Annotated in this window: 18 protein-coding genes and 1 tRNA gene; 9 read left to right on the forward strand and 10 right to left on the reverse strand. The window is 68.3% G+C overall.

The genetic code is table 11. From position 1 onward, the window contains the following. Window positions 1–4: 4 nt before the first annotated feature. Both AGRA3207_RS04215 and AGRA3207_RS04220 read right to left on the reverse strand, forming a co-directional pair. Window positions 5–649, reverse strand: coding sequence for a hypothetical protein (locus AGRA3207_RS04215; protein ID WP_231333231.1), 645 nt, complete (start codon window positions 647–649; stop codon window positions 5–7). A gap of 526 nt (window positions 650–1,175) precedes the next feature. Further along, on the reverse strand, window positions 1,176–1,733 hold the full coding sequence (locus tag AGRA3207_RS04220; RefSeq protein WP_231333232.1) for a hypothetical protein: 558 nt from the start codon (window positions 1,731–1,733) through the stop codon (window positions 1,176–1,178). Window positions 1,734–2,112: 379 nt separating this feature from the next. Between AGRA3207_RS04220 and AGRA3207_RS04225 the strand changes: the two genes are divergently transcribed. The 3 genes from AGRA3207_RS04225 (at window position 2,113) to AGRA3207_RS04235 (ending at window position 6,242) form a co-directional block, all read left to right on the forward strand. Then, window positions 2,113–2,649, forward strand: coding sequence for a hypothetical protein (locus tag AGRA3207_RS04225; protein WP_231333233.1), 537 nt, complete (start codon window positions 2,113–2,115; stop codon window positions 2,647–2,649). 106 nt (window positions 2,650–2,755) lie between these two features. Further along, the gene (locus tag AGRA3207_RS04230) at window positions 2,756–3,229 is read left to right on the forward strand and encodes a hypothetical protein (RefSeq protein WP_231333234.1); all 474 of its coding nucleotides are present in this window, start codon (window positions 2,756–2,758) and stop codon (window positions 3,227–3,229) included. 454 nt (window positions 3,230–3,683) lie between these two features. Then, on the forward strand, window positions 3,684–6,242 hold the full coding sequence (locus AGRA3207_RS04235) for a hypothetical protein (RefSeq protein WP_231333235.1): 2,559 nt from the start codon (window positions 3,684–3,686) through the stop codon (window positions 6,240–6,242). A 195-nt stretch (window positions 6,243–6,437) separates the two neighbouring features. On the opposite strand, the gene AGRA3207_RS04240 is transcribed toward AGRA3207_RS04235, so the two are convergent. The 3 genes from AGRA3207_RS04240 to AGRA3207_RS04250 all read right to left on the reverse strand — a co-directional run bounded on the left by AGRA3207_RS04240 (window position 6,438) and on the right by AGRA3207_RS04250 (window position 9,228). Beyond that, window positions 6,438–7,163 carry a 5-formyltetrahydrofolate cyclo-ligase gene (locus AGRA3207_RS04240; RefSeq protein WP_231333236.1) on the reverse strand — a complete coding sequence of 242 codons (726 nt, stop codon included), beginning with the start codon at window positions 7,161–7,163 and terminating at the stop codon, window positions 6,438–6,440. A gap of 329 nt (window positions 7,164–7,492) precedes the next feature. Continuing rightward, window positions 7,493–8,017 carry an NUDIX domain-containing protein gene (locus AGRA3207_RS04245; RefSeq protein ID WP_231333237.1) on the reverse strand — a complete coding sequence of 175 codons (525 nt, stop codon included), beginning with the start codon at window positions 8,015–8,017 and terminating at the stop codon, window positions 7,493–7,495. A gap of 14 nt (window positions 8,018–8,031) precedes the next feature. Beyond that, entirely contained in the window at window positions 8,032–9,228 is a 1,197-nt protein-coding gene (locus AGRA3207_RS04250) for an NsdA family TPR-like regulatory protein (RefSeq protein ID WP_231333238.1), read from the reverse strand. A 513-nt stretch (window positions 9,229–9,741) separates the two neighbouring features. Between AGRA3207_RS04250 and AGRA3207_RS04255 the strand changes: the two genes are divergently transcribed. The 3 genes from AGRA3207_RS04255 to AGRA3207_RS04265 all read left to right on the forward strand — a co-directional run bounded on the left by AGRA3207_RS04255 (window position 9,742) and on the right by AGRA3207_RS04265 (window position 12,152). Continuing rightward, window positions 9,742–10,269 (forward strand): ATP-binding protein, encoded by a 528-nt coding sequence (locus tag AGRA3207_RS04255; protein ID WP_231333239.1) that lies wholly within the window; start codon window positions 9,742–9,744, stop codon window positions 10,267–10,269. 1,377 nt (window positions 10,270–11,646) lie between these two features. Continuing rightward, on the forward strand, window positions 11,647–11,802 hold the full coding sequence (locus AGRA3207_RS04260; protein ID WP_231333240.1) for a hypothetical protein: 156 nt from the start codon (window positions 11,647–11,649) through the stop codon (window positions 11,800–11,802). Between the two features lie 146 nt (window positions 11,803–11,948). Next, the gene (locus AGRA3207_RS04265) at window positions 11,949–12,152 is read left to right on the forward strand and encodes a site-specific integrase (protein WP_231333241.1); all 204 of its coding nucleotides are present in this window, start codon (window positions 11,949–11,951) and stop codon (window positions 12,150–12,152) included. Between the two features lie 443 nt (window positions 12,153–12,595). Here the strand turns inward: AGRA3207_RS04265 and AGRA3207_RS04270 are convergent. Further along, window positions 12,596–12,667: transfer RNA gene (locus tag AGRA3207_RS04270), tRNA-Val, on the reverse strand. A gap of 130 nt (window positions 12,668–12,797) precedes the next feature. Next, window positions 12,798–13,226, reverse strand: a complete 429-nt coding sequence (locus AGRA3207_RS04275; protein WP_231333242.1) for a PGPGW domain-containing protein — start codon at window positions 13,224–13,226, stop codon at window positions 12,798–12,800. Window positions 13,227–13,525: 299 nt separating this feature from the next. On the opposite strand from AGRA3207_RS04275, the gene AGRA3207_RS04280 reads away from it, so the two are divergent. Then, window positions 13,526–13,945 (forward strand): SsgA family sporulation/cell division regulator, encoded by a 420-nt coding sequence (locus AGRA3207_RS04280; protein ID WP_231333243.1) that lies wholly within the window; start codon window positions 13,526–13,528, stop codon window positions 13,943–13,945. Here AGRA3207_RS04280 and sthA read toward each other — a convergent pair whose 3' ends face one another. Both sthA and AGRA3207_RS04290 read right to left on the reverse strand, forming a co-directional pair. Then, the gene (gene sthA, locus AGRA3207_RS04285; RefSeq protein WP_231333244.1) at window positions 13,946–15,349 is read right to left on the reverse strand and encodes a Si-specific NAD(P)(+) transhydrogenase; all 1,404 of its coding nucleotides are present in this window, start codon (window positions 15,347–15,349) and stop codon (window positions 13,946–13,948) included. Window positions 15,350–15,398: 49 nt separating this feature from the next. After that, window positions 15,399–15,740: a hypothetical protein gene (locus AGRA3207_RS04290; RefSeq protein WP_231336546.1), complete on the reverse strand. Its 342-nt coding sequence runs from the start codon at window positions 15,738–15,740 to the stop codon at window positions 15,399–15,401. Here AGRA3207_RS04290 and AGRA3207_RS39730 point away from each other — a divergent pair. Both AGRA3207_RS39730 and ppgK read left to right on the forward strand, forming a co-directional pair. Beyond that, complete coding sequence (locus AGRA3207_RS39730) at window positions 15,718–16,122, forward strand: SDR family NAD(P)-dependent oxidoreductase (RefSeq protein WP_273700000.1); 405 nt, start codon at window positions 15,718–15,720, stop codon at window positions 16,120–16,122. The genes AGRA3207_RS04290 and AGRA3207_RS39730 overlap by 23 nt on opposite strands. After that, window positions 16,119–16,868, forward strand: coding sequence for a polyphosphate--glucose phosphotransferase (ppgK, locus tag AGRA3207_RS04300; RefSeq protein ID WP_231333245.1), 750 nt, complete (start codon window positions 16,119–16,121; stop codon window positions 16,866–16,868). Before AGRA3207_RS39730 ends, ppgK begins: the two co-directional genes overlap by 4 nt. Window positions 16,869–16,880: 12 nt before the next feature. On the opposite strand, the gene AGRA3207_RS04305 is transcribed toward ppgK, so the two are convergent. After that, a complete protein-coding gene (locus AGRA3207_RS04305; protein ID WP_231333246.1) occupies window positions 16,881–19,655 on the reverse strand; it encodes a glycoside hydrolase family 38 N-terminal domain-containing protein in 2,775 nt (924 codons plus the stop codon). Window positions 19,656–19,662 lie beyond the last annotated feature (7 nt).

The raw sequence follows: 19,662 nt of genomic DNA on the forward strand, positions 1-19,662 counted from the left end.
GCGATCAGCCCTCGGAGGAGCCCGCGCGGTCCTGACGCAACCGGCGCACGAACCGGCTCATCCCTTCGGCGAGATGTTCAGGCCCCGGCGGCCGCCCCGGATCCCTGGCCGGATCGGTGGACTCGTCGTAATGCCCGCCGACGGAAACGGTCACCTGCGGCATCAGCGCCTGCACCGCGCGCACCAGGGCCGCCTCATCAAGGCGGGCCCCCGACAGCTCGGTGCGCTCGGGCGCGCCGTCCCGTAGATCCACCTGCACCCACCGGCTGGTGTCGGTGCGATGCGGGCCGTCGTCCGGTGCCGCGCGCATGACGTCCACTTCGTACACCTGAATGCGAATGACTCGGTCCCATGCGTAGGTCCGGCTGCCGCCCGCACGCGGGCCGAAGCCGCCGAGCACCACCCCTGCGGCGTCCACCCGCAGCGCCACCTGCCGCCGCAAAAAAGGCCGGACCTGACGCACCAAGAGGGCGATCACCAGCGCCAGGAACAACGGCCCGGCCACGTACACGAGCCGGTCACCGCCCGGATTGATCACGATGCCCGCCACGACGAGCACCGCGATCACCACCAACCCGACCGCGCCGCCGGATCGCCCCCGCCAGCCGTACCGAACCTCATAGCGGACATCCCGCTGGTCAGTAGCCATGCACGCCCTCGCCTCACCAGCACCTCGCCGCCGGTATCGAGACCCCGGCCACGACCCTGGGCCCCTGCCCCGAACGACGCCCTGACGGACACGATCAAGGTACGCCGACCAGGCTCACGGCAATGACATTTCACACCCACCGGTCTCGGTGAAGCGAGCAGAACATTGGGTGACGGAAGGTCGCTAGGTCGCACGGCCGCTCAGCAGCGCGAAGCCCGAGCCGGTGAACGCCGATCGAATGACGGAGCCTTTCCCGTCCACCGTGCACCGCCCGGCGCCTCGGCCACCTGTCCGCACCTACGCACGATCCGCGATCGGTATGAACGCGTCAGCTGACTTCGAGGACCAGTGGGGTTCGCCTGCAAAAGGATCGGCATCTGAGACGCATACCCCGATCGCGACGGGCCCGGACGCAGAACACCGCCCCGGACGCCGGGCTGCGCCGCAGCGATGGCTGCGGCGCGCCCTCTAGCCGGTTGCCGGTCACGCGCCAGCCCGGGATATCGGCCCGCCCTCCTTCAGGCGCTCAGTCGTCCTGTTCGTTCATCGCGTCCTGGTCGACGAGCAGTCCGGCATCCCGGATTTCACTGAGCAGCATCTCGCCGTATTTCTCGCCCTCGGCATCGATGGCGGGAAACACCTCGGTCTCCTCGTTCTGGTACTCGACCGTCGCGCGGCCGTCGACCGACGAGAGCAGGTGCGGCAACCACGCCGCATCGAAGCTGAGCGCCGTCTTCTTGGTGAACGAGGTGAGGCTCGCGCCGTCCGAGCCCGACGGCGCCGAGAGCTTCTTGCGGTTCTTGTTCTCCAGCCACTGCTTGCCCGCCTTCCAGTCACTCTCCTTCCCCATCTTCTTGAGGTACCGGATGGCGCTGTAGAAGTCGTCCTTCATGGCGAAACGGACGACCCGCACGCCACGCTCGCCCTTGTGCTCCTCGGCGAAGTAGTCGGAGTGGTCCGACAGCACGAAGCTGATGCTCACCCCACCCTCGTCGTCGGTGGCGTTGAAGGAGGTGATCTTCCCGTCCTTGTCCACCCTGATCTTGTAGGACCCCGCTCGTTCCACCCGATAGGCCATCACCATGGCGGCCCTCCCCTCCACGCCCATCAATATCGCGTGCCCCGGAGATCAACACAATCAGGCGACGGAAACACAGCCCGCGGGAACAACGTCCGAATGCGGCCAAGACAAGAACCCGCAATCACGCACTCGAGCGCCGTATGCTTCGCTCGGGACAACTCTCGTGTTTTCCGAGTCGCTATTCCACGTCGCCCGGCCGTTCCCTCAATTCAAGACCGCGGCTGTTCAAACTTATTCCCCCGCGACCAACTTCAACCGATTTGCACAAGAATGTGCATCAAAGGACGCGTAGCGAAGGGTGGAACCGGCCTCCGTGACCGCGGAATCCGACGGTTACCGGGAAACAGCTCGGCGATCATCCGACACGGTTAGTGTCGACCTCATGACGAACTGGAGTCTTACCCGCCCCGACGACCGGGACTACCTCGACGACTTCGGCGACTTGGAGACGGCCATCGACATGGTCCGAGGACTCAACGACGAACTCGACGTCAACCCCGACGATCCCGGGTTCCGAGCTCACCTCGAAGCCCGGTTCCAGACACAACAGGACATACTGGACGTCCGCCGGGGATGCACCACCCTGGTCACGTTCCTGGCGGCCATGCTCTCCGAACCGCCCCTCGACTTCGTACCGGCCGCGATCCGCAAGATCCGGAGTTTCAGCGGGGTTTCGGACGACGTCCTCCCCGCGGTAGCGAGCGGACTCACGGCGGCCTTTCTCCAGCAGCCGGTGGCCGAGTGGCAGGAGTCCTCCGGCACGCACCCCCGCAACGAGACCCTGGCCTGGCTCTTCGCCGCCTGGTCACTGGTGAACTTCGTCGACTACTGCAACGGGGAGAAGGGGTACGCGCTCCGCTCTCTGGAGAACATGATCCTCCAGGTTCTCGATCAAAGCGAAGCGGACGGTACAGATTGATCTCCGACAGCCGGATTTCGTGCCCGGAACCTTTCGGGCCCGAACTGCCCTCCCGGGTCGGGGCGAAGGAGAGATGCACCGGTACGGCCCGGAGTAACATGCGAGCATGAGCGATCCGTTCTTGTGGTCCGCCGGCAATGCCCCCGACGACTTCGAATCCTCGAACCTTCCTGACGATCACCCGCTACGGCGGCTCGGCTTTTGGCGTCCCGAACTCGATTTCCTTCCCAGAGAGGCCACCGAGGCCTTCGTTTCGCGTCTGGAGAGGTGGTCGCCCCTGGCCGCCGCCATCGACAAAGCCCTGATCCCCCTCGGGTTCCACCGGCACGATCTCGATAAGGCGCCGGGCGGCGTCAACATCGCGCCCTGGCTCCGCGACGACGGCGTCGCCGTCGGCTGGGCGTTCAAGGACTTCGCGCTGTACGACGACGAGGCACTGACGGCCAAGGTCTTCGCCGCCATGAATCCGGCGCTCGAAGCCCTGCTCCGAGCCCGGGGGTTCACGACCGAGGTGATATCGGCGCCTGACGACGACGCGGGCCAGATCTTGGTGACCGGACTCACCACCGAGCGGGAGTGACGCAGGCACACCACAACCCGATCATCGAGCCGCCCTCGGCCGTCCCGAACAGTGGCACGGCAAAGAGCGGCCAACCGAACGTACCGCCATTGCCGCGATCGGTGACTCCGTTGCCGGTGGTTCCCGCCGTCGGGGCCCGGCCGTATCGCAAAACGACCACGTCATCGGCGTCGCAACGGCCATCCTTGACACCGCAATTCGTCCATGCCGACAACGGCGGGAGAGTTCACGCAGATCAGGCCATCACCGGGCTCCGGTACACCGCGCTGTACCTGGACGAGCGCCGAGCCTCGCTCAGGTCCGTGCTCGCCGCCACGACGGGGGCATCGTCGATGATTCCCCCCACTGACGCGTCACTGGACGAGCCCGGTGCGCCGTGAATGGCTCCATCCGGCCTTTCGCTCTCTGACCGAACACTCATCCCAGAACATCACGACATCTTAGAGTCTGCGAGGTGGACACCCCCGACATCCTGCAGGCCGCCGACACGAAGACCACCTCCGACTTCCGGGCTTTCGCCGCCAAAGTGATCCGGGACAACCCGAGTGTCCGCGGCTACTTCCCCAAGCTGGTCGCCCCTAACGTGGCTCTGGAACGGTTGATGACCGGGCCCGCGCCGCATGAAGCACGAGCGCTCCGGACGTATCCGGCGGCCCAGCGGGTCGCCTTGGAACGCGCCCGGATCGCAGCTGAATGGAAGACCGCGGCCCATCGGGTCGCGGTCAGCATCAAAGAACCCGACGAATCGGATGACACGGTCACCCTCACATGGGTGCTCACGACACTCCTCGGCGGAACACTGGCCGTGTTCTTGGTGACCGCCGTACCGGAGCTGATCAATGGCCGGCTCCTGGGCATCGCCCAGTCCATCCTCATACCTACGGCCGCAGCGGCCGGCGGCCTTCTCCTGCAGGTCCTTCTACTTCGAGTGCTGCACCTGCGCACCGGCATCCGGGTCGGGATCACCGCGGTCATCGCTGTGAGCCTGGTGATAGCAGGCGCGACCGCTCGCTTCTTCACGGACGACAGCAAAATCCTGCAGAGCTCCCTCCTCTGCGCGACCGGTGCCTTCCTGCTCGCCATGGTGCACTTCCACACCACGCCGCTCGTGCGCATTGCCCTCCGACTCCTGGCCCACCCCGTCCGGGCCTGGGAACTGATACTCCAAGAACCCAGGATGCGGGATCTTCACAAGCTGGCCCACATGCTCTCTCCGGAAACCGAACCGAAGAAGGAGTACTTTCCCAACCCGGACACCACACCGCTCCTGCGATGGCTGATCGAGGCCGAGGAAAAGGTGATCGTCGACCGCCTCACCCAGGTGATCAACGACCATCTTGGGGCCGAGCGCGAGCAGCTGCTGGTCGAACAGCACTCCGAGGGCCTGCGGCGGCTGCACGACCCAGGTCTCATCGTCCCCACCCGGTCACGGCGGCACGTCGAGCGGGCCCTCGGGCGAATGGACGGCGGAAGCATCGCAATTGCGGGGCCACGTGGATCGGGGAAGTCGACCCTCCTTAGGCAGTTGTGCGAGCCGACCAGCCCGCCGGGGCTCCGCGTCCTCGTGTCCGCACCCGCGGAATACGATCGGAAAGAGTTCCTCATCGAACTCTTCCTCCAGGTCTGCGAGGGCTATCTGGAACACCGCGGTCTCGCGCCGCGGCCTCGGGTACGCGGGCGATGGGTCCGCGGCCGACGCCGACTGACGTACGTCCTCCGCAGGGCGACAACGGTGTCTTTGCGCGCGGCGATTTCCCTCGCGGTGCTCGGCTTCGTCATCTGGTCGATGCGGCATGCACTCACACCACCCACCGACCGAGTGCGCGACGTGGCAGAAAGACTCGGTGAGCAAGGGTCGTCGATCGGCAAATGGTTCTGGACGGAATGGCGGACCTTCTCCCAGATCGTTCTCGCGCTCACCGCGTTCTTCTTCTTTCCCAAAGCGGCTCTCTGGCGGTTCCTGCGCAGGCTCTGGCAGCCCGAGGCCGTCCACGAGGCACGAGGCTATTGGCGTCGGCTGCGTCAGGAGAAGACGACGACGATGGGGATCAGCGGTGCCCTTTCGACGTTGACGTTCACCGGCAACTCCGCGATGAAGGACCTGCCCTGGACGATGCCGCAGCTCGTCGGCGATCTGCGGCGCTTCCTCGACAAGGTCGCCACCGGGGAGGCCGCCAAGGGGCGGAACGTCCTGATCTGCATCGACGAAGTCGACCGGATCGGCTCAGTCGACCAGGCCGCACGGTTCCTCAGCGAAATCAAGGCGATTTTCGGGATCGCGAACTGCTTCTTCGTCGTCTCGGTCGCCGATGAGGTCGGGTCCATCTTCGCCAGGCGGGCCATAGCCGGACGCTCGGTCTTCGAGAACGCGTTCGACCACCTCGTGACGATCGAGCCGCTGAATCTCGCCGAGGCCAAGGAACTGCTCCAGCTTCGCGTCGGCGGCTTCACCGAGACCTTCGTGTTCCTGGCCTACGCCCTGTCAGGCGGCTTGCCCCGCGAGTTGATCCGGGTGACCAGGCGAATGGTGGAGCTGAACGCGGAACAACCCGTCCATCCCCGTGTCGGCGTCCTCGCCGAACTCCTTGTCCGAGAGGAGCTCCGCGAACTGATCGGCGGCACCCGCAGCCGCCTGAGCGAATTCGGCCTCGGCGACGCCTACGCACCGGTCTTCACCGCCATGCAGGAGATCATGGCGGACCTTCAGGGGCCGACCGCCGTGGCACCCCTCGCCCGGAAACTGAAGGCGCTGCCACTACCACCACTTGCCGCGGACGCCGACGAAAGGGCATACCTGACAGTAGGCGACATGGCCGCCTTCGCCGACTTCGGCCTCGCCATCATCCAGGCTTTCGCCTCCTTCGACCTCAACGAGGCGAAGACGGCGACCGACCAGGACACCCCCGGCTCCTACGCGGCCCTGGCCGTAGCCCGCCAAGAACTCAGCCTGTCCCCCGCAAGCGCCCGCCGCTCCCTGGCAACCTTCCGCACCTACAACAACTACCCCGAGTAGCGAGCAAGCCAAAAGGGGCACCATCGAAGTCGCCTACTCACGACCCGACGACCGCGTCCGTGGGACGCCCGACGCTGCCGCTACCGAGGCTGATGCATCCGAATCCCGCGAATACGCAAGAGCGACGATGGCAACAAGCACGGTAATGCCTGCGCGATCAACACGCCTGCGCCGACGCCTGTCCAGTCCTCCTGATTACGCCGGCCGACTGTGAGCAAGCGCTTCAAGTAGAGGTATCGCCGCCACCTTCTCGCTCGTCAGATGCTCCCAAATCAAACCCTGCGGTCGGTGCCGGTCCGAACACTCGATCACCTCATCGGGCGTCACGATGAGGTCGACGCTGAAGTCATGCTCGGTCTCGGGAATGTCCTCGTCCACGACCTGGAGCTGGTGCACAGGAGCCACGATGACCGTCGCGTCGGTGACGAGCCCGGCCTCGATGAGCAACGCCACCTCCAAGTCCGAGTAGCCCGCCCCCTTGCCGATTCGTGCTCCAGAGCGGCTGACCGCCACGCTGCCGCAGACCACCACGTCTATCGGGGACATGTCGTCGACGCCAACACGACGAGCGACCTTCGCCGCGCCCTTCTTCTCGGCGGCCTGCTCGGGTGGAACCGAGAGCGTCTCGGGGTCAAGCAGGTAGAACGGCTGCAGTGTCGCCATCCGCGGCACAGCCATATACAGCAGCTTGCCGTCCTGAAGCGCGCGGACACGGACGGGGAACTGCGCCCAGTCGGGGTTCGCCTTGACGGTGCGCGCTGTTCGCCAGACGCCCAGCTCGGCCAGGCGCTCGGCGGTCTCCTCCGAACCGCGAAAGCCCGGGATCTTCCCATAGGAGCCTTCCGGCACTGCGCCTTCGCGCTCCAGGCGGCGCCAGACGCGATCCCGCACTGCCTGCTTGGCCTCATCGATGCTGGTCAACGTCCGCCGACACCGCCTCTAGATCGCCGCGATGAGCGCAGCAACCAATCTTGGACGTCCTGCGCCCGTCGCTTCTGCTGCCACTGCCGCAGCTCTCGTCCGGCAGTAAAGACCAAGTTAAGTGCGCCACCCGCCCCGAGTCAGTTCCACGACTTCGATGGTGTCACGCATAGCGGTACGTGCGGCTTCCATCTTGCCTAGCCGAATCGGGGAGAGCGTGAGGCTGCCATAGCGCGGCTGCGGTCTCCCCCAGGATCGGCTCGGCCGCTGCCCGGCATTCGCCTCGGCGAAAAGGTCGATCAGTGACTCGCATTAGCAAGCCCCCCAACTCACCCCCATCCATCCTCCAAATACCCCACCCTTCCCGACCGCAACCCCTCCAGCCCCGCGGCCGTTCGTCGCCAGACGTACGGCCGCAGTCTTTCAGCCGCTTTTGCCTCATTACAAAAGGCAAAGGCACTCAGTTCATCGTCGTGCAAGCTAAGCCTGGCGATCTGCTCCCCACTGAGCACCCCACCGTCGAAGAGGAACATCAGAGAGTCGTCCCACGGACCATGGGGTGCTACCCAGTCAACACACAGCAGCCGCCCGGGGACGATGTCCAGCCCCAGTTCTTCCCGCAGCTCGCGCTTCACCGTGTCCGCCGGCGACTCGTTGGCCTCACTCATGCCGCCGGGCAGATCCCAATCCGGCTTGTACTGCGGGTCGACCAAGAGGAGCCGGCCCCGGTCATCTCGGATGAGCACGTCAGCCCCGACTCGTTTCCGCGGCTGGGTGGCGTTCCCCTCAGCCAAGTACGCCTGCCAGGCATCTGGGTCCCGCTCATAGAGCGGCTGCTTTTCGGCGCGCACCACGGGGCCTCCCAGGCTCACACGGTCGAACCATCCTGGCCGATCCAGCCGTACCGGCTGCTTCGCTGCCGGACGGCTTCCTCCAGACATGGTAGGAACTCGACCACCGTCTCACTGCCGTGATACGGCTCCAACATCGCCTGGAGATCCTCAAGCTGATGACTGACCTGCTGCGATCCCAATCCTTCAGTGTTGTCGAGCACCTCGCGGGCCAGGTCACAGGCTTCATCGGCATGGCCCTTGGCGATGAGCACCGCAATGAGGAGCAACTGGCCAAAGGCTCGGCTCCGGGTGTGACCGTCAGCCCGCAACTCCATGATGCGCCGAGCCTGCTTCTCCGCTTCACTAAGTTGCCCAAGGTGCTGCATACAACGGGCCGCTTCACTGGCCAGCGATCCAGCGTCGAAGGGACTGACCCACGGTGAGGGTGCCTCCGCTGGGGAGCGCTCCAAGACCTGCTCAGCGCTTAGCAAGACCTTGGCACAAGCCGTCGACTCCGCTTGCACCGCCAGGCCACGCGCTTCCATGGCCAGCAGCCGAGCCGTCAGGGAGGGCGCCACCATTGTGTCAACCAGAACAGTCTGTCCCTGCTGGGCCAGGGAGACCGCCGCCTCCGGCCGGCCGAGATGGAGAAGCAGGTGACTCAAGCTGGCGTAGATGTGGGCCCGTAGTTGGCGGTCCCCGCCATTGTCGGCCAGGTCCAACGAACGCTGGAAGTGGCGTTCGGCAACGTCGTCGTGTCCAGCATCATGGGCCATCCAACCGGCCATCTCGGTGAAACCGCTGGCGGCCGTGAAGACACTCGACCCGTCGGCGACCGCCCGGCTGCCGAACAACCGCGGGGCCAGTGACGATTGGAGGTACCTGGTCACCGTGGCGTAGAGGTGGCCACCGCCGACCTGACGATCCGCCACTCGAAAGGCTTCCAGGGTGGCCACATCGGTATTGGTGTTGGTCGTTACCGCCAGCGGCGCCAGGGGCAACACGTCCGCCTGACGCACTGCCGTAGGCAGTGCCGGTAGGGACCGCCGTGGTGGAGCCTGCTCAACGGTGACCGCCGCGCCCTGTTCATCGGGTAGCGCGAACCATAGCAACCGCGAGGGAATGCCCAAGATCCGGGCCCAGACGCTCAGCCGCTCCAGATCCGTGACCGGTGGCCCACCCTCAATTCGGCTGATCTGTGCTTGGGTCAGGTGCAGCCAGCCAGCGACCACCCCTTGCGACAGTGGTCGAGGCCCATGGAACCGGTGGTGCCGGTACGCCCGAAGCACCTTCCCCAGGTGCCGAGCCTCCAGCGCGATTTGGATAGCCGCGCCATCCCAGAAATCCGCCGGCACCTGTGGTGGGGCTGAAAAGCGATCACGGGCTTTGCCCTGACAGGGCGAACACATCGTGGCGGAATTGTCCCGAGCCAGACGAATACCGCACAACAGGCAAACGCGTTGACTACCTGGTGCACCCATGCCCGTGTGCCCTTCTCTGTGGGCGGCTAGCCGGGGCTAGTTTAAGCCCGCCAGGCGGCCCGCACTGGCGTACGTATACCTGTCGCGTATACGGCCTATGCGCTTTTGGCGTAGACCGCTAGCGGCTAGGGCCAAAGGCTAGGAAGCCACCGGTACGACGGAAGGCCGCAGGGCCGACGCCGTCAACAAGTTCGCCCCGGACTTGTGTGAGCCCTGCTCCGGCGTCGGCCTCGCTTCCACCCCGCCCCTTGGATTGGCAGCCCCATGAACACCTGGCCCGAGCAAAGCACCCTGACCTTGGCGGCCGTGCCTGATGCCGCTTACTGGGCACGGCGGCATCTTCAGGACGTCTTGCTCAAGTGGCACCTTGAAGCCTTGCTGGCCGATGCCGCCCTGGTAACGACCGAGCTGGTGACCAATGCGTTGAAGATCAGTGGTGGCCTGGATCTTGCTGCTCGGGTCGGCGGCGTCGAGAGCAGCGCAGGTGGATCGGTCGAGGACGACCCAGCGCTCGACGGCCGCTGCCAGCCCGTCCTTCTCACCCGAGTAGAGAAGCTCCAGGTGGTGCGGCTTCGTCTGTCTGCCGCCCCCGGCCGGCTGCTCATTGAGGTGTGGGATCGAAATGAAGAGCCGCCCGAAGAGCAGGTGCCGGACTTTGTCTCAGAGAGTGGTCGGGGCCTGTTCGTGGTCGGGGCGTTCTCCGAAGCCTGGGGGTGGTACCCGACACCGGCCGCCGGCAAGGTCGTCTGGGCCGAGTTGCGGGAATCGTCGTCGGCTGTGGGTCAGTCGTGAACCAGCAGCAACAGTCCGCGTCGCAGCCGGTGGTGAGCCCACGGACTCAAGCAGAGTTGCATCAGGCCCTTCAGACAATCCAAGGAGCCCTGACCCGGGATGGGGACCATCGGTTCATTGACTACCTCTCAACCTTGGTCGCTCGGGCGGTGTACGCCTTGGCCCAGGAGACGGGAGAAGCCCCCTCCGTCGTCACCCGCCAAATTCACCACCATCTTGCTCGCCCCCACTTGCCGTTCTCCCAGACGGCCTGGACCCGAGCCCGAATGTTGGTGCTTCACCGCCTGGATGGTCGGCCCCTGCGAGTTGGAGAAGGGGCCATCTCGGCTGCAGAGCTGGTGGATGGCTTGGCACTTGTGTACGTGCTGGCGGTCATCCGGTTGGCCGGGCTGGCCGAGCGGACCGAGCGGGTGAAGGACCAGGCCCATGAGTGACGCAGAGGAAGCCGACAGCACTGGAGACACCACCTCGCTGGAAGAGGTGTCGTTCTCCACGCCGCAGGAAGCAGCTCGTCGCGCACTGTGGGGACGGACACCGTCTTGACCAAGGTGAGGTCTGGATTCGCAGCAAGGTCAACCGTGGGGGCGTAGCGCCATATCCACCGCTTCCGCTTCTCCGATCCGTCTCTTCCCTCTTCGAGTCAGGAGGCTTTCTTGATCGTGTCGTTTCTGGCGACCAGGCGGCGATGGGGGTTCGGACGGGAGTGGGTCGGACGGTTCTTAAAAAGGTGTATCACCGACAGGGTCGGCCACAGGGGCTTTCAGGATCCAGGGGCGGGGGCTGGGGGAATGGCACTGACGGCCGAGGGGGACGGGCCAGGTCTGGCAGCAGCGAGGAGTGGAGGGGGAAGTAGAACTGGCTTCGCCAGTCCTACGGTCGACCACTCCGAGGTCGAGTATCTGGTGGCGGTTTGTGGGGAGGAGGGACGAGCTTGTGATATGTGCGGTGAGCTAGCTGATTTTGTGGTGAGGGCTTCGGGGGTTAGGACGGTGTATTGCTGTTCTAGGGATTGGGAGATGGTGGGGTGGGTGTTGGAGGCTCGGGGGTTTGGGGTGGCTTGGGGTGGGGGTGGAAAACCGTAAAGGTTAGTCTGGCTAGGTCAGAAGCATTCTCGTCCAGTGCCGCCCGAGGAAAGCGGCCAGAACAAGGGACGCGACGAGTCCAAGAAGCGACGGCCGCGGGGCGATCGCGGCCTGCGGTGGAGTGAGAGCCGACAGTGCTGATCGCCGAGTTCACGGTCGGGTATACGCCCGCCGACAAGCGGATAGTCCGGACCGCCAGCGACAGGAGTAAGACGAGGGCGCTCAAGAAGCTGCACCAAGCTCCGCGACCGCGATGACGGCCTGCCCAGCGAAGACATCAAGTACACCGTCGCCCATGCCGCCGAGCACTGGCTCCAGTACGCAGCGAGCACCATCGAAACCAGCGCGGATCCTTGCCCACAAGCACGTCATCCCCGAGCCGGGCGCCCGCAAGCTCCGCGAACTGTCCGCCGACGACGTCGACCAGTGGCTGGCCCGCAAGGCCGGATAGGTCAGCACGTGGACGCTGTAGGAGCTCCGCTTCATCCTCAAGCGATCGGTCGCCCGCGCCCTAGCCCGCGACGAGGTGAAGCGGAACGTGGTGATGCTCTGCGAACTCCCGCAGGGTCGCGCCGACGACCGTCCGAATCCCTGACCATGGCTCAAGGCGAAGCGGTGCTGCAGGCGGCCGGGAGCGCGAAGCCCTGGCTACGCGCGTATGTGGTCCTGTCGCTATTGACTGGCGCGCGCACGTCACTGCGCGGGCTGACGTGGTCGCATGTCGTCGCCTATGACGCTGGCCAGAAGCAATGGCGTCCGGTCACCGCAGCCGGCTGGAAGCATGATGGATTCACCCTGTAGGTCTGGCGCACGGTGCGCGCGACAGGGACACAAGGACCCCGAGATCACGCCGCACGCTGAAACTCCCATGGGTGTGCGTCTACGCCCTGGCTGCGCTGTGGGACGAGCTGAGCGCCCGCGACGGCGCCCCATCCGAGGCCGAGTGGACGCCGCGGGAGATGCGGCACCGCTTCGTCTCCGTGCTCTCGGCCAACGGCGTGGCCGTGGAGCACATCTCCCGACTGGTGGGCCACAAGGGCACCGCGGTGGCCGAGAGTGTGCATCGCTCCAGATCCAGCCGGTCATGGAGGAGGGCGCTACTGCCATGGACCGTGCCTTCCCCGGCGCCGGCGACGGGGCATGGTCAGGCAGTTGGTCAGGTTCGACGCACGAGGGACGCATCGCAACGCGAGAGAGGCCGCTTCCAGAGATCGGAAGGGGCCTCTCACCTCGTCTTTGCTGGGTGGGCGATACTGGGTTCGAACCAGTGACCTCTTCGGTGTGAACGAAGCGCTCTCCCACTGAGCTAATCGCCCGCGGGTCGCCCTGGGGGGCGGACCGACGTCGGAAACTCTAGCGCATGTCGGGGCGTGTTCGCGCGGGGATTCGCGGCCGCGGGGGCGCGGGCGGGAGCCGGTGGGGTGGACGGGGTCGCGGCGGGGGGCGTCAGTTCCAGAAGGTCAGGTCCTCCACGTTCCAGGGGAGGTTGAAGCCGTAGACGACCAGGTAGGCGATGACGGCGGCGCCGGCGAGGATGCCGCCGATGACGGCGAGGATGGTATTGCGGCGCTTCGTGCGGGGGTCGAGGGCCTTCTCCTTGGCGCGCTCGGCGGCCTGCTTGGCGCGGTGGAGGGCGCGCTGGGCCCAGGCGAACTCGGTGGCGAGGATCGCCAGGCCGACGACGATGCCGACGATGCCGGGGCCGGGGGTGACCATCATCACCAGGCCGCCGATGAGGACGGTGGCGCCGACGGTGAAGACGCCCACGCGCCAGGCGGTGTTGAGGACCGCGTTGCGGCGGAGCGTCTCGCGGAACCGGTGGAAGGGACCCGGCTCCTTGTCCGGCCGGGCATCCTTTTCATGATTTATTGCCACAGTTTTACCCTAAGGCAGGAGGCCGGGCGGAGACCGGCCGGAGCGTTCCACGTACCTCCTAGATCGTTACACATGCGGCACCCCTGGACCTAGGGGATCCTCCCAAAAGATCCGCTTTTGCCCAGGTCAGGGGATACTTTTGACAGGGTGAGATGGATCACAAAGCCCCGGGCCGGTGGAATGTTCGGCCGAGTTCCGGCAGTTAGGCGTCATAGATCGCGGGGACATCCGTGAGAAGGAAGAGAAGCAGCTCACCGATCGCCCGCGCGCCAGCGGTACCGACGTATGAAGGAATGGCCATGGACAGCAGCACCACCGTCTCAGCAGAGCTGGGCCTCCGCCTCGTCGTCCCCGACCGCACGGCCGTCCCCCTGCTGGCCGGGCTGGAGTACGCGGCGGACGACCCGTACGCCATCCGCATGGCCTTCTACGTGGGCGATGACGAGCCGGTGGAGTGGATCTTCGCGCGGGAGCTTCTCACCGTCGGGATCGTGCGCAGGGTCGGCGACGGGGACGTGGAGGTCTGGCCCGCTGCGCCCGACGACGACACGTCGCTGAACATCGCCCTGTCGTCGCCGTTCGGCAACGCCCTGTTCGAGGTGCCGCTGTCCCCCCTGGCCGACTTCCTCCACCGCACCTACCAGGCCGTCCCGGCGGGGCAGGAGTCGGAGTTCATCGACATCGACGCCGAGCTGGAGAACCTGCTCTGGCCGTCCTGATCACTCGCTGAGGCGGGCGATGTGGCGCATCTTGTTCATCGCGTCCAGGGCGGCGACCTTGTAGGACTCGGCGAGGGTGGGGTAGTTGAACACGGCGTTGACCAGGTAGTCGACGGTGCCGCCGCAGCCCATGACGGTCTGGCCGATGTGGACGAGCTCCGTCGCGCCCGTCCCGAAGACGTGGACGCCGAGGAGTGAGCGGTCCTCGGGCGAGACGAGGAGCTTGAGCATCCCGTAGGAGTCCCCGATGATCTGGCCGCGGGCCAGCTCGCGGTAGCGGGACACGCCGACCTCGAAGGGGACCTTGGCCTCGGTGAGGGCGTCCTCGGTGCGTCCCACGAAGCTGATCTCCGGGATCGTGTAGATCCCGATCGGCTGGAGCTCGTGGATCTCCTGGACGGGCTCGCCGCAGGCGTGGTGCGCGGCGAGGCGGCCCTGCTCCATCGAGGTGGCGGCCAGGGACGGGAAGCCGATCACGTCGCCGACCGCGTAGATGTGCGGGACGTCGGTGCGGTAGTTCTCGTCCACCTTGATCCGGCCGCGGCGGTCGGCGGCGAGCCCGGCGGACTCCAGTGACAGCCCGCCGGTCATGCCCTGGCGTCCGGCGGAGTACATCACGGTGTCGGCGGGGATGCGCTTGCCGCTCTCCAGGACGGTGATCGCGCCGCGCGCCATCCGCTCGACGGAGGCGACCGTCTCGCCGAACCGGAAGGTCACGGCCAGGTCGCGCAGGTGGTATTTGAGCGCCTCGACGATCTCCAGGTCGCAGAACTCCAGCATCCGCTCCCGCCGCTCGACGACGGTGACCTTGGTGCCGAGCGCGGCGAACATCGAGGCGTACTCGATGCCGATCACCCCGGCGCCGACGACGACCATGGTCTCGGGGACGCGGTCCATGTGCAGGATCCCGTCGGAGTCGATGACCGTGCGGTCATCGAACTCGACGGTGCCGGGGCGGGCGGGGGTCGTGCCGGTGGCGATCACGACGCGGTCGGCGGTGATCTTGCGCTCGCGGTCCTGGCCCCCCGTCACGCCGATGGTGTTCGGGTCCAGGAAGTGGCCCATTCCCGGCACGACGGTGACGTGGTTGCGGGCGAGCTGGCTGCGGATGACGTCGACCTCGCGGCCGATGACGTGCTGGGTGCGCATCCCGAGGTCGGCGACGGTGATCTCGTCCTTGACCCGGTAGCTCTGCCCGTACAGCTCCCGCTGGCTGAGGCCGGTGAGGTAGAGGACGGCCTCGCGGAGCGTCTTGGACGGGATCGTCCCGGTATTGATGCAGACGCCGCCGATCATCTCGCGGCGGTCGACGATGGCGACCCGCCGGCCGAGCTTGGCGGCGGCGATGGCCGCGCGCTGCCCGCCGGGACCCGACCCGAGCACGAGGAGATCGAAGTCGTTCACGCCCTTAGTCTGTCGTTCCCGCGCCGCCCGCATAAAGGCTTCGGGGCGATTAATCTCGGCCGATGCCCCCCAGGAGGGCGTCCAGGCCCGCCTTGATCCGCTCGACGGTCATGCCGCGTGTGCGGTGCTGGTGGAGGAAGAGGTTGGCGGCCAGCGGCGCCAGGAGGGCGTCGGCGAGGCACTCCGCGTCGGCGCCGGGACGGATCCGGGCGAGCAGCATCGCCAGGTGGCTGCGGTAGAGGCCGTAGGAGCCGTCCCGGAAACGGGCGCCGGGCGGGGCGGACTCGGCCATGAGCAGGAGATCCGCCTGGGCCTCGGTGCGGTCGGCCAGGGCGTGCAGGAACGAGCCGGTGAGGCGGGCGGCACTGGTGACCGGCGGCGGACGCGGCATAGGCGCGGCGATCGCGCTGCGGCCGGCGCGGGACGGCGCCGACGTCGCGGTGACCTATGTGCGGGCCCCTGAGCGGGCCGCCGAGGTCGTCCGGGGGATCGAGGGCGCCGGAGGGCGGGGCCTCGCGATCGCCGCCGACGCGGCCGACCCGTCGGCCGTCACCGTGGCCGTGGACCGCACCGGGGCGGAGTTCGGGCGGCTGGACGTCCTGGTCGACAACGCCGGATCACCGGGGCGTCCATCGCGGTCGACGGAGGGTACGCGGCCTGATGCCCAGGGTGTTGCTGGTGCCGGCGGTGCTCCTGAAACTGGTGTGAGCGACCCGGGTGATCGGCCCGCGCCGGCGAAGGTGAGGGACAAGTGGGTAGGAAGGGGGGCATGACGACGGAAATGCTGGGGATCGACATCGGCGGGACGGGCATGAAGGGCGCCACGGTCGACCTGTCGGACGGTGCGTTCACCCGCGAGCGGTTCCGGATCGACACGCCCCGGCCGGCCGCGCCCGAGCCGGTCGCGGCGGTCGCCGCCAAGATCGTGGATCACTTCGGCTGGGACGGGCCCGTCGGCGTCACGTTCCCGGGCGTGGTGATCGACGGGGTGACGCTGTCGGCGGCGAACGTGTCCAAGCACTGGATCGGGCTGGACGCGCGGGCGCTGCTGTCGGAGGCGACCGGGCGGCCCGTGACGCTGCTCAACGACGCCGACGCCGCCGGGATCGCGGAGATGCGGCTCGGCGCCGGCCGCGGCCGCCCGGGCACGGTCGTGCTGCTCACGCTCGGGACGGGCATCGGCAGCGCCGTGTTCACCGACGGCGTCCTCGTCCCGAACACCGAGTTCGGGCACCTGCAGCTGCACGGCAAGGACGCCGAGGCGCGCGCGTCCGCCAAGGCGCGCGAGGACCACGACCTGAGCTGGGAGAAGTGGGCGAAGCGGCTCGGCGAGTACATGGCGCACCTGGAGGCGCTGATCTCCCCGTCGCTCATCATCGTGGGGGGCGGGGTGAGCAAGAAGGCGGGCCACTTCCTGCCGCTGATCAAGGGCGTGCGGGCGCCGATCGTCCCGGCGAAGCTGGTCAACAACGCGGGCATCGTCGGGGCGGCGATGGCGGCGGAGGGCTCCGGCGGCTGACCGGGCCGCGCCTCAGAGCCTGAGGCGGACGGTGGCGATCTCCCAGGGACGGAGGGCGAGGGTCAGCGTCCCGTCCCGGACCTCCAGCGGCTCGCCGGGGCGGCCGCGCAGGTCCGCGTGGGCGGCCTCGGTGAACGGGCCGCGGAGCACGGCCGTGGCGGGCGCCGGGGTCTGGGCGGCCATCCGGACCTCGGTCCAGCCGCCGTCCCGGCCGCGCAGCGAGGTCATCACGACGCCGGCGCCGGTGACCGACATGCCCTCCCGGGACGCGGGTACGGGCGCGCCGGGCGGCCCGTACCCGGGCGCCGCGAGCAGGTCGTGCCGGTACTCCTCGGCGGCGCGGAGGACCTCCTCGCCCGGCCGGTCGCCGTCGTAGGGCAGGACGGCCAGGCCGACCGTCCGCTCCCCCCGGCACTGGGCCGCCGGCGTCGGCAGCTGCGGGCCGGCGGGCTGGTCGCGGTGCGCGTTGCGGTCGCGGGACAGGTAGCCCACCGAGCGCAGCAGGGTGAGGGCCAGCTCGCGCCCGCCGCCGGTGACCTCGTACTCGCTGGCGTGCTCCAGCAGGACGGCCAGGCCGCCCGCCGCGACGAACCCCGACGCGGGATAGGTCGGGACGGGCCGCTCCCCGAAGCCGCCCTCGGCGGTCAGGCCGCGCTCGACGACCGCGAACTGCCCGTCCGCGAACGACGACGCGGCCCGCCGGGGCAGGGGCGCGTGCAGCCGCACGCGGTGGTCGTCGCACCGGTTGTCGAACGTGACGCGCAGCCGCAGGAACGGCTCGCCCGCGCGCAGCTCGGCGCGCGTGACGACCGTGACGTCCTCCTCGACGTCCGAGCGGCCCTTGCCCGGGACCGGGCCCAGGACGTCGCCGGACACCGGCCAGCGGTAGGTCCGGACGATGTCGAGCGCGGCGACGAGCGGCCCCTCGCTCACCGGCTCGACGCGGACGGCCAGCGGCGTCGTGACCAGGCGGTCGTCCGCGGGCGGCGCGTGGTTGTAGGTGTCGCCGAGGTCGCCGCCGTCCACGATCCGGCCGAGGCCCTCGACGACCGTGCCGGACGGGGTGCGGAGGCCCACGGTGCCGTCGTCGCGCACGTCGGCGCGCAGCAGCCCGTTGTCCAGGGTCGTCGCGTTCAGGACGGATGCTCCGCCCCCCGCGGAGGCCGGCGATGCGGCCTTCCCAGGCGGGGTGGCCTCTCCCGCGGCGTCGGCCGTGGTGGGCGTGGTCGCCGGGCCCACTGCGGTCAGTCCCAGCGCGGGCACGTCGACGAGGGCGGCGACCGTGCGGCGCGGGTCGGCCACGATCCGGACCCGCCAGTCCCCGTCCGCGCCGCGAAGCGCCGCCCGCACGTCGCCGATGTCGAAGGGGGTGTCCGAGCGGGCCGTCACGTGGAAGGTGAGGGTGCGGTCGTCCTGGGAGACCGTCCAGTCGCGGATCTCCCGCCCGAACAGGACCCGCCCGTAGATCCGCTCCAGCAGGACGGGCAGCGCGGACGCGGGATGCACGGCGTCGTCCAGCACGGTCGGCGCGACGTCGAGGGTCTGGACGGGCACGCGCGCCCCCTCCCCGGTGGCGAGGACGGGCTCCCCATCGGACGGGACGTCCAGCACGACCAGCCCGCGGCGGGCGCGCGGGGAGGGGTTGAAGACCAGGTGCGCGCCGAGCGGCACCGCCGCGGCCCGCTCCGCCGTCACGAGGTCGCAGACGGCCCGCCCGAGCTGCTCGGCCTCGGCCATCCGCGCCGCGACCTGCTCGGCGGTCTCGTCGCTGCCGCAGCCGGTGACGGAATCGTGGCAGCTCACCTCGATGAGGCGGCGCCAGGCGAGGTCCAGGAACCGCTGCGCGGCGCCCGCGTACCAGAGCGCGGCGAGCGGCTCGGCGTACCGCTCGACCAGCCGCTCGCCGCGCCCCATGAGCTGCTTCAGCCGGACCCTTGCGGAGATCACGCCGGGCAGGATGTTGGCGCGGGCGTGCGAGCGCAGCTCGCCCCGGACGCGGGTCAGCCCCTCCACGGACGGGTCCTGCCCGGCGAAGTACCCGGCGAGGGTGTCCAGCCGCATGCCGTGGCCCGCGGCGGCGACACGGTCGGCGAGGTCCGCGGCGGGCGCGGTGTGGTCGGCGCCGTACATCGCCAGCAGCGGGCCGCCGTCGGGATACCAGCGGCCCATCGACGCCGCGAACCCGGCGACGCGTCCGGCCGGTGGCGCCGCTCCCCCGGCCTGCTCGAACATCGACGCCGCGTTGCCGTAGCCGCCCTCGGGCAGGTACTGGGTGCGGACGGCCGTCCCGTCCGGCGCCTCCCAGACGAACGCCCTGGACCGGACGCGGGACGGCACGCCGCGCCACACGCACGCGTGCTCCAGCCCCGCCAGCCGCAGGATCTGCGGTGTCTGCGCGCAATGCCCGAACTGGTCCGGCAGGTAACCGACCATCATGGCCGCGCCCAGCTCCTCCGCGCGCCGCAGACCGAGCTCCAGGTTGCGGACGATGTTCTCCCCCGAGCACAGGAACTCGTCGTGGAGGATCTGCCAGGGGCCCACGGCCAGCCGGCCGTCGCGGACGAGCGCGGCGATCTCCTCGCGCCGCTCCGGGCGGATCTCCAGGTAGTCGTCGACCGCGGCCATCTGGCCGTCCAGGGTGAACCGCCAGCGCGGGTCGGCGGCCATCCGGTCCGTGACGCCGTCGAGCAGCGACACCAGCCGCAGGCGGAACCGTTGGAAGGGCAGGTACCACTCCCGGTCCCAGTGCGTGTGGGGGACGACGACGATCGGGCCGGGCTCGCTCATCCACACT

The sequence above is a fragment of the Actinomadura graeca genome (assembly GCF_019175365.1).
Classification (GTDB): domain Bacteria; phylum Actinomycetota; class Actinomycetes; order Streptosporangiales; family Streptosporangiaceae; genus Spirillospora; species Spirillospora graeca.

Coding starts and splice junctions, on each gene's coding strand:
- AGRA3207_RS04215 (WP_231333231.1), bottom strand. CDS start 649: ATGGCTACTGACCAGCGGGATGTCCGCTATGAGGTTCGGTACGGCTGG.
- AGRA3207_RS04220 (WP_231333232.1), bottom strand. CDS start 1,733: ATGGTGATGGCCTATCGGGTGGAACGAGCGGGGTCCTACAAGATCAGG.
- AGRA3207_RS04225 (WP_231333233.1), top strand. CDS start 2,113: ATGACGAACTGGAGTCTTACCCGCCCCGACGACCGGGACTACCTCGAC.
- AGRA3207_RS04230 (WP_231333234.1), top strand. CDS start 2,756: ATGAGCGATCCGTTCTTGTGGTCCGCCGGCAATGCCCCCGACGACTTC.
- AGRA3207_RS04255 (WP_231333239.1), top strand. CDS start 9,742: ATGAACACCTGGCCCGAGCAAAGCACCCTGACCTTGGCGGCCGTGCCT.
- AGRA3207_RS04260 (WP_231333240.1), top strand. CDS start 11,647: ATGCCGCCGAGCACTGGCTCCAGTACGCAGCGAGCACCATCGAAACCA.
- AGRA3207_RS04265 (WP_231333241.1), top strand. CDS start 11,949: ATGGCTCAAGGCGAAGCGGTGCTGCAGGCGGCCGGGAGCGCGAAGCCC.
- AGRA3207_RS04280 (WP_231333243.1), top strand. CDS start 13,526: ATGGACAGCAGCACCACCGTCTCAGCAGAGCTGGGCCTCCGCCTCGTC.
- AGRA3207_RS04290 (WP_231336546.1), bottom strand. CDS start 15,740: ATGCCGCGTCCGCCGCCGGTCACCAGTGCCGCCCGCCTCACCGGCTCG.
- ppgK (WP_231333245.1), top strand. CDS start 16,119: ATGACGACGGAAATGCTGGGGATCGACATCGGCGGGACGGGCATGAAG.
- AGRA3207_RS04305 (WP_231333246.1), bottom strand. CDS start 19,655: ATGAGCGAGCCCGGCCCGATCGTCGTCGTCCCCCACACGCACTGGGAC.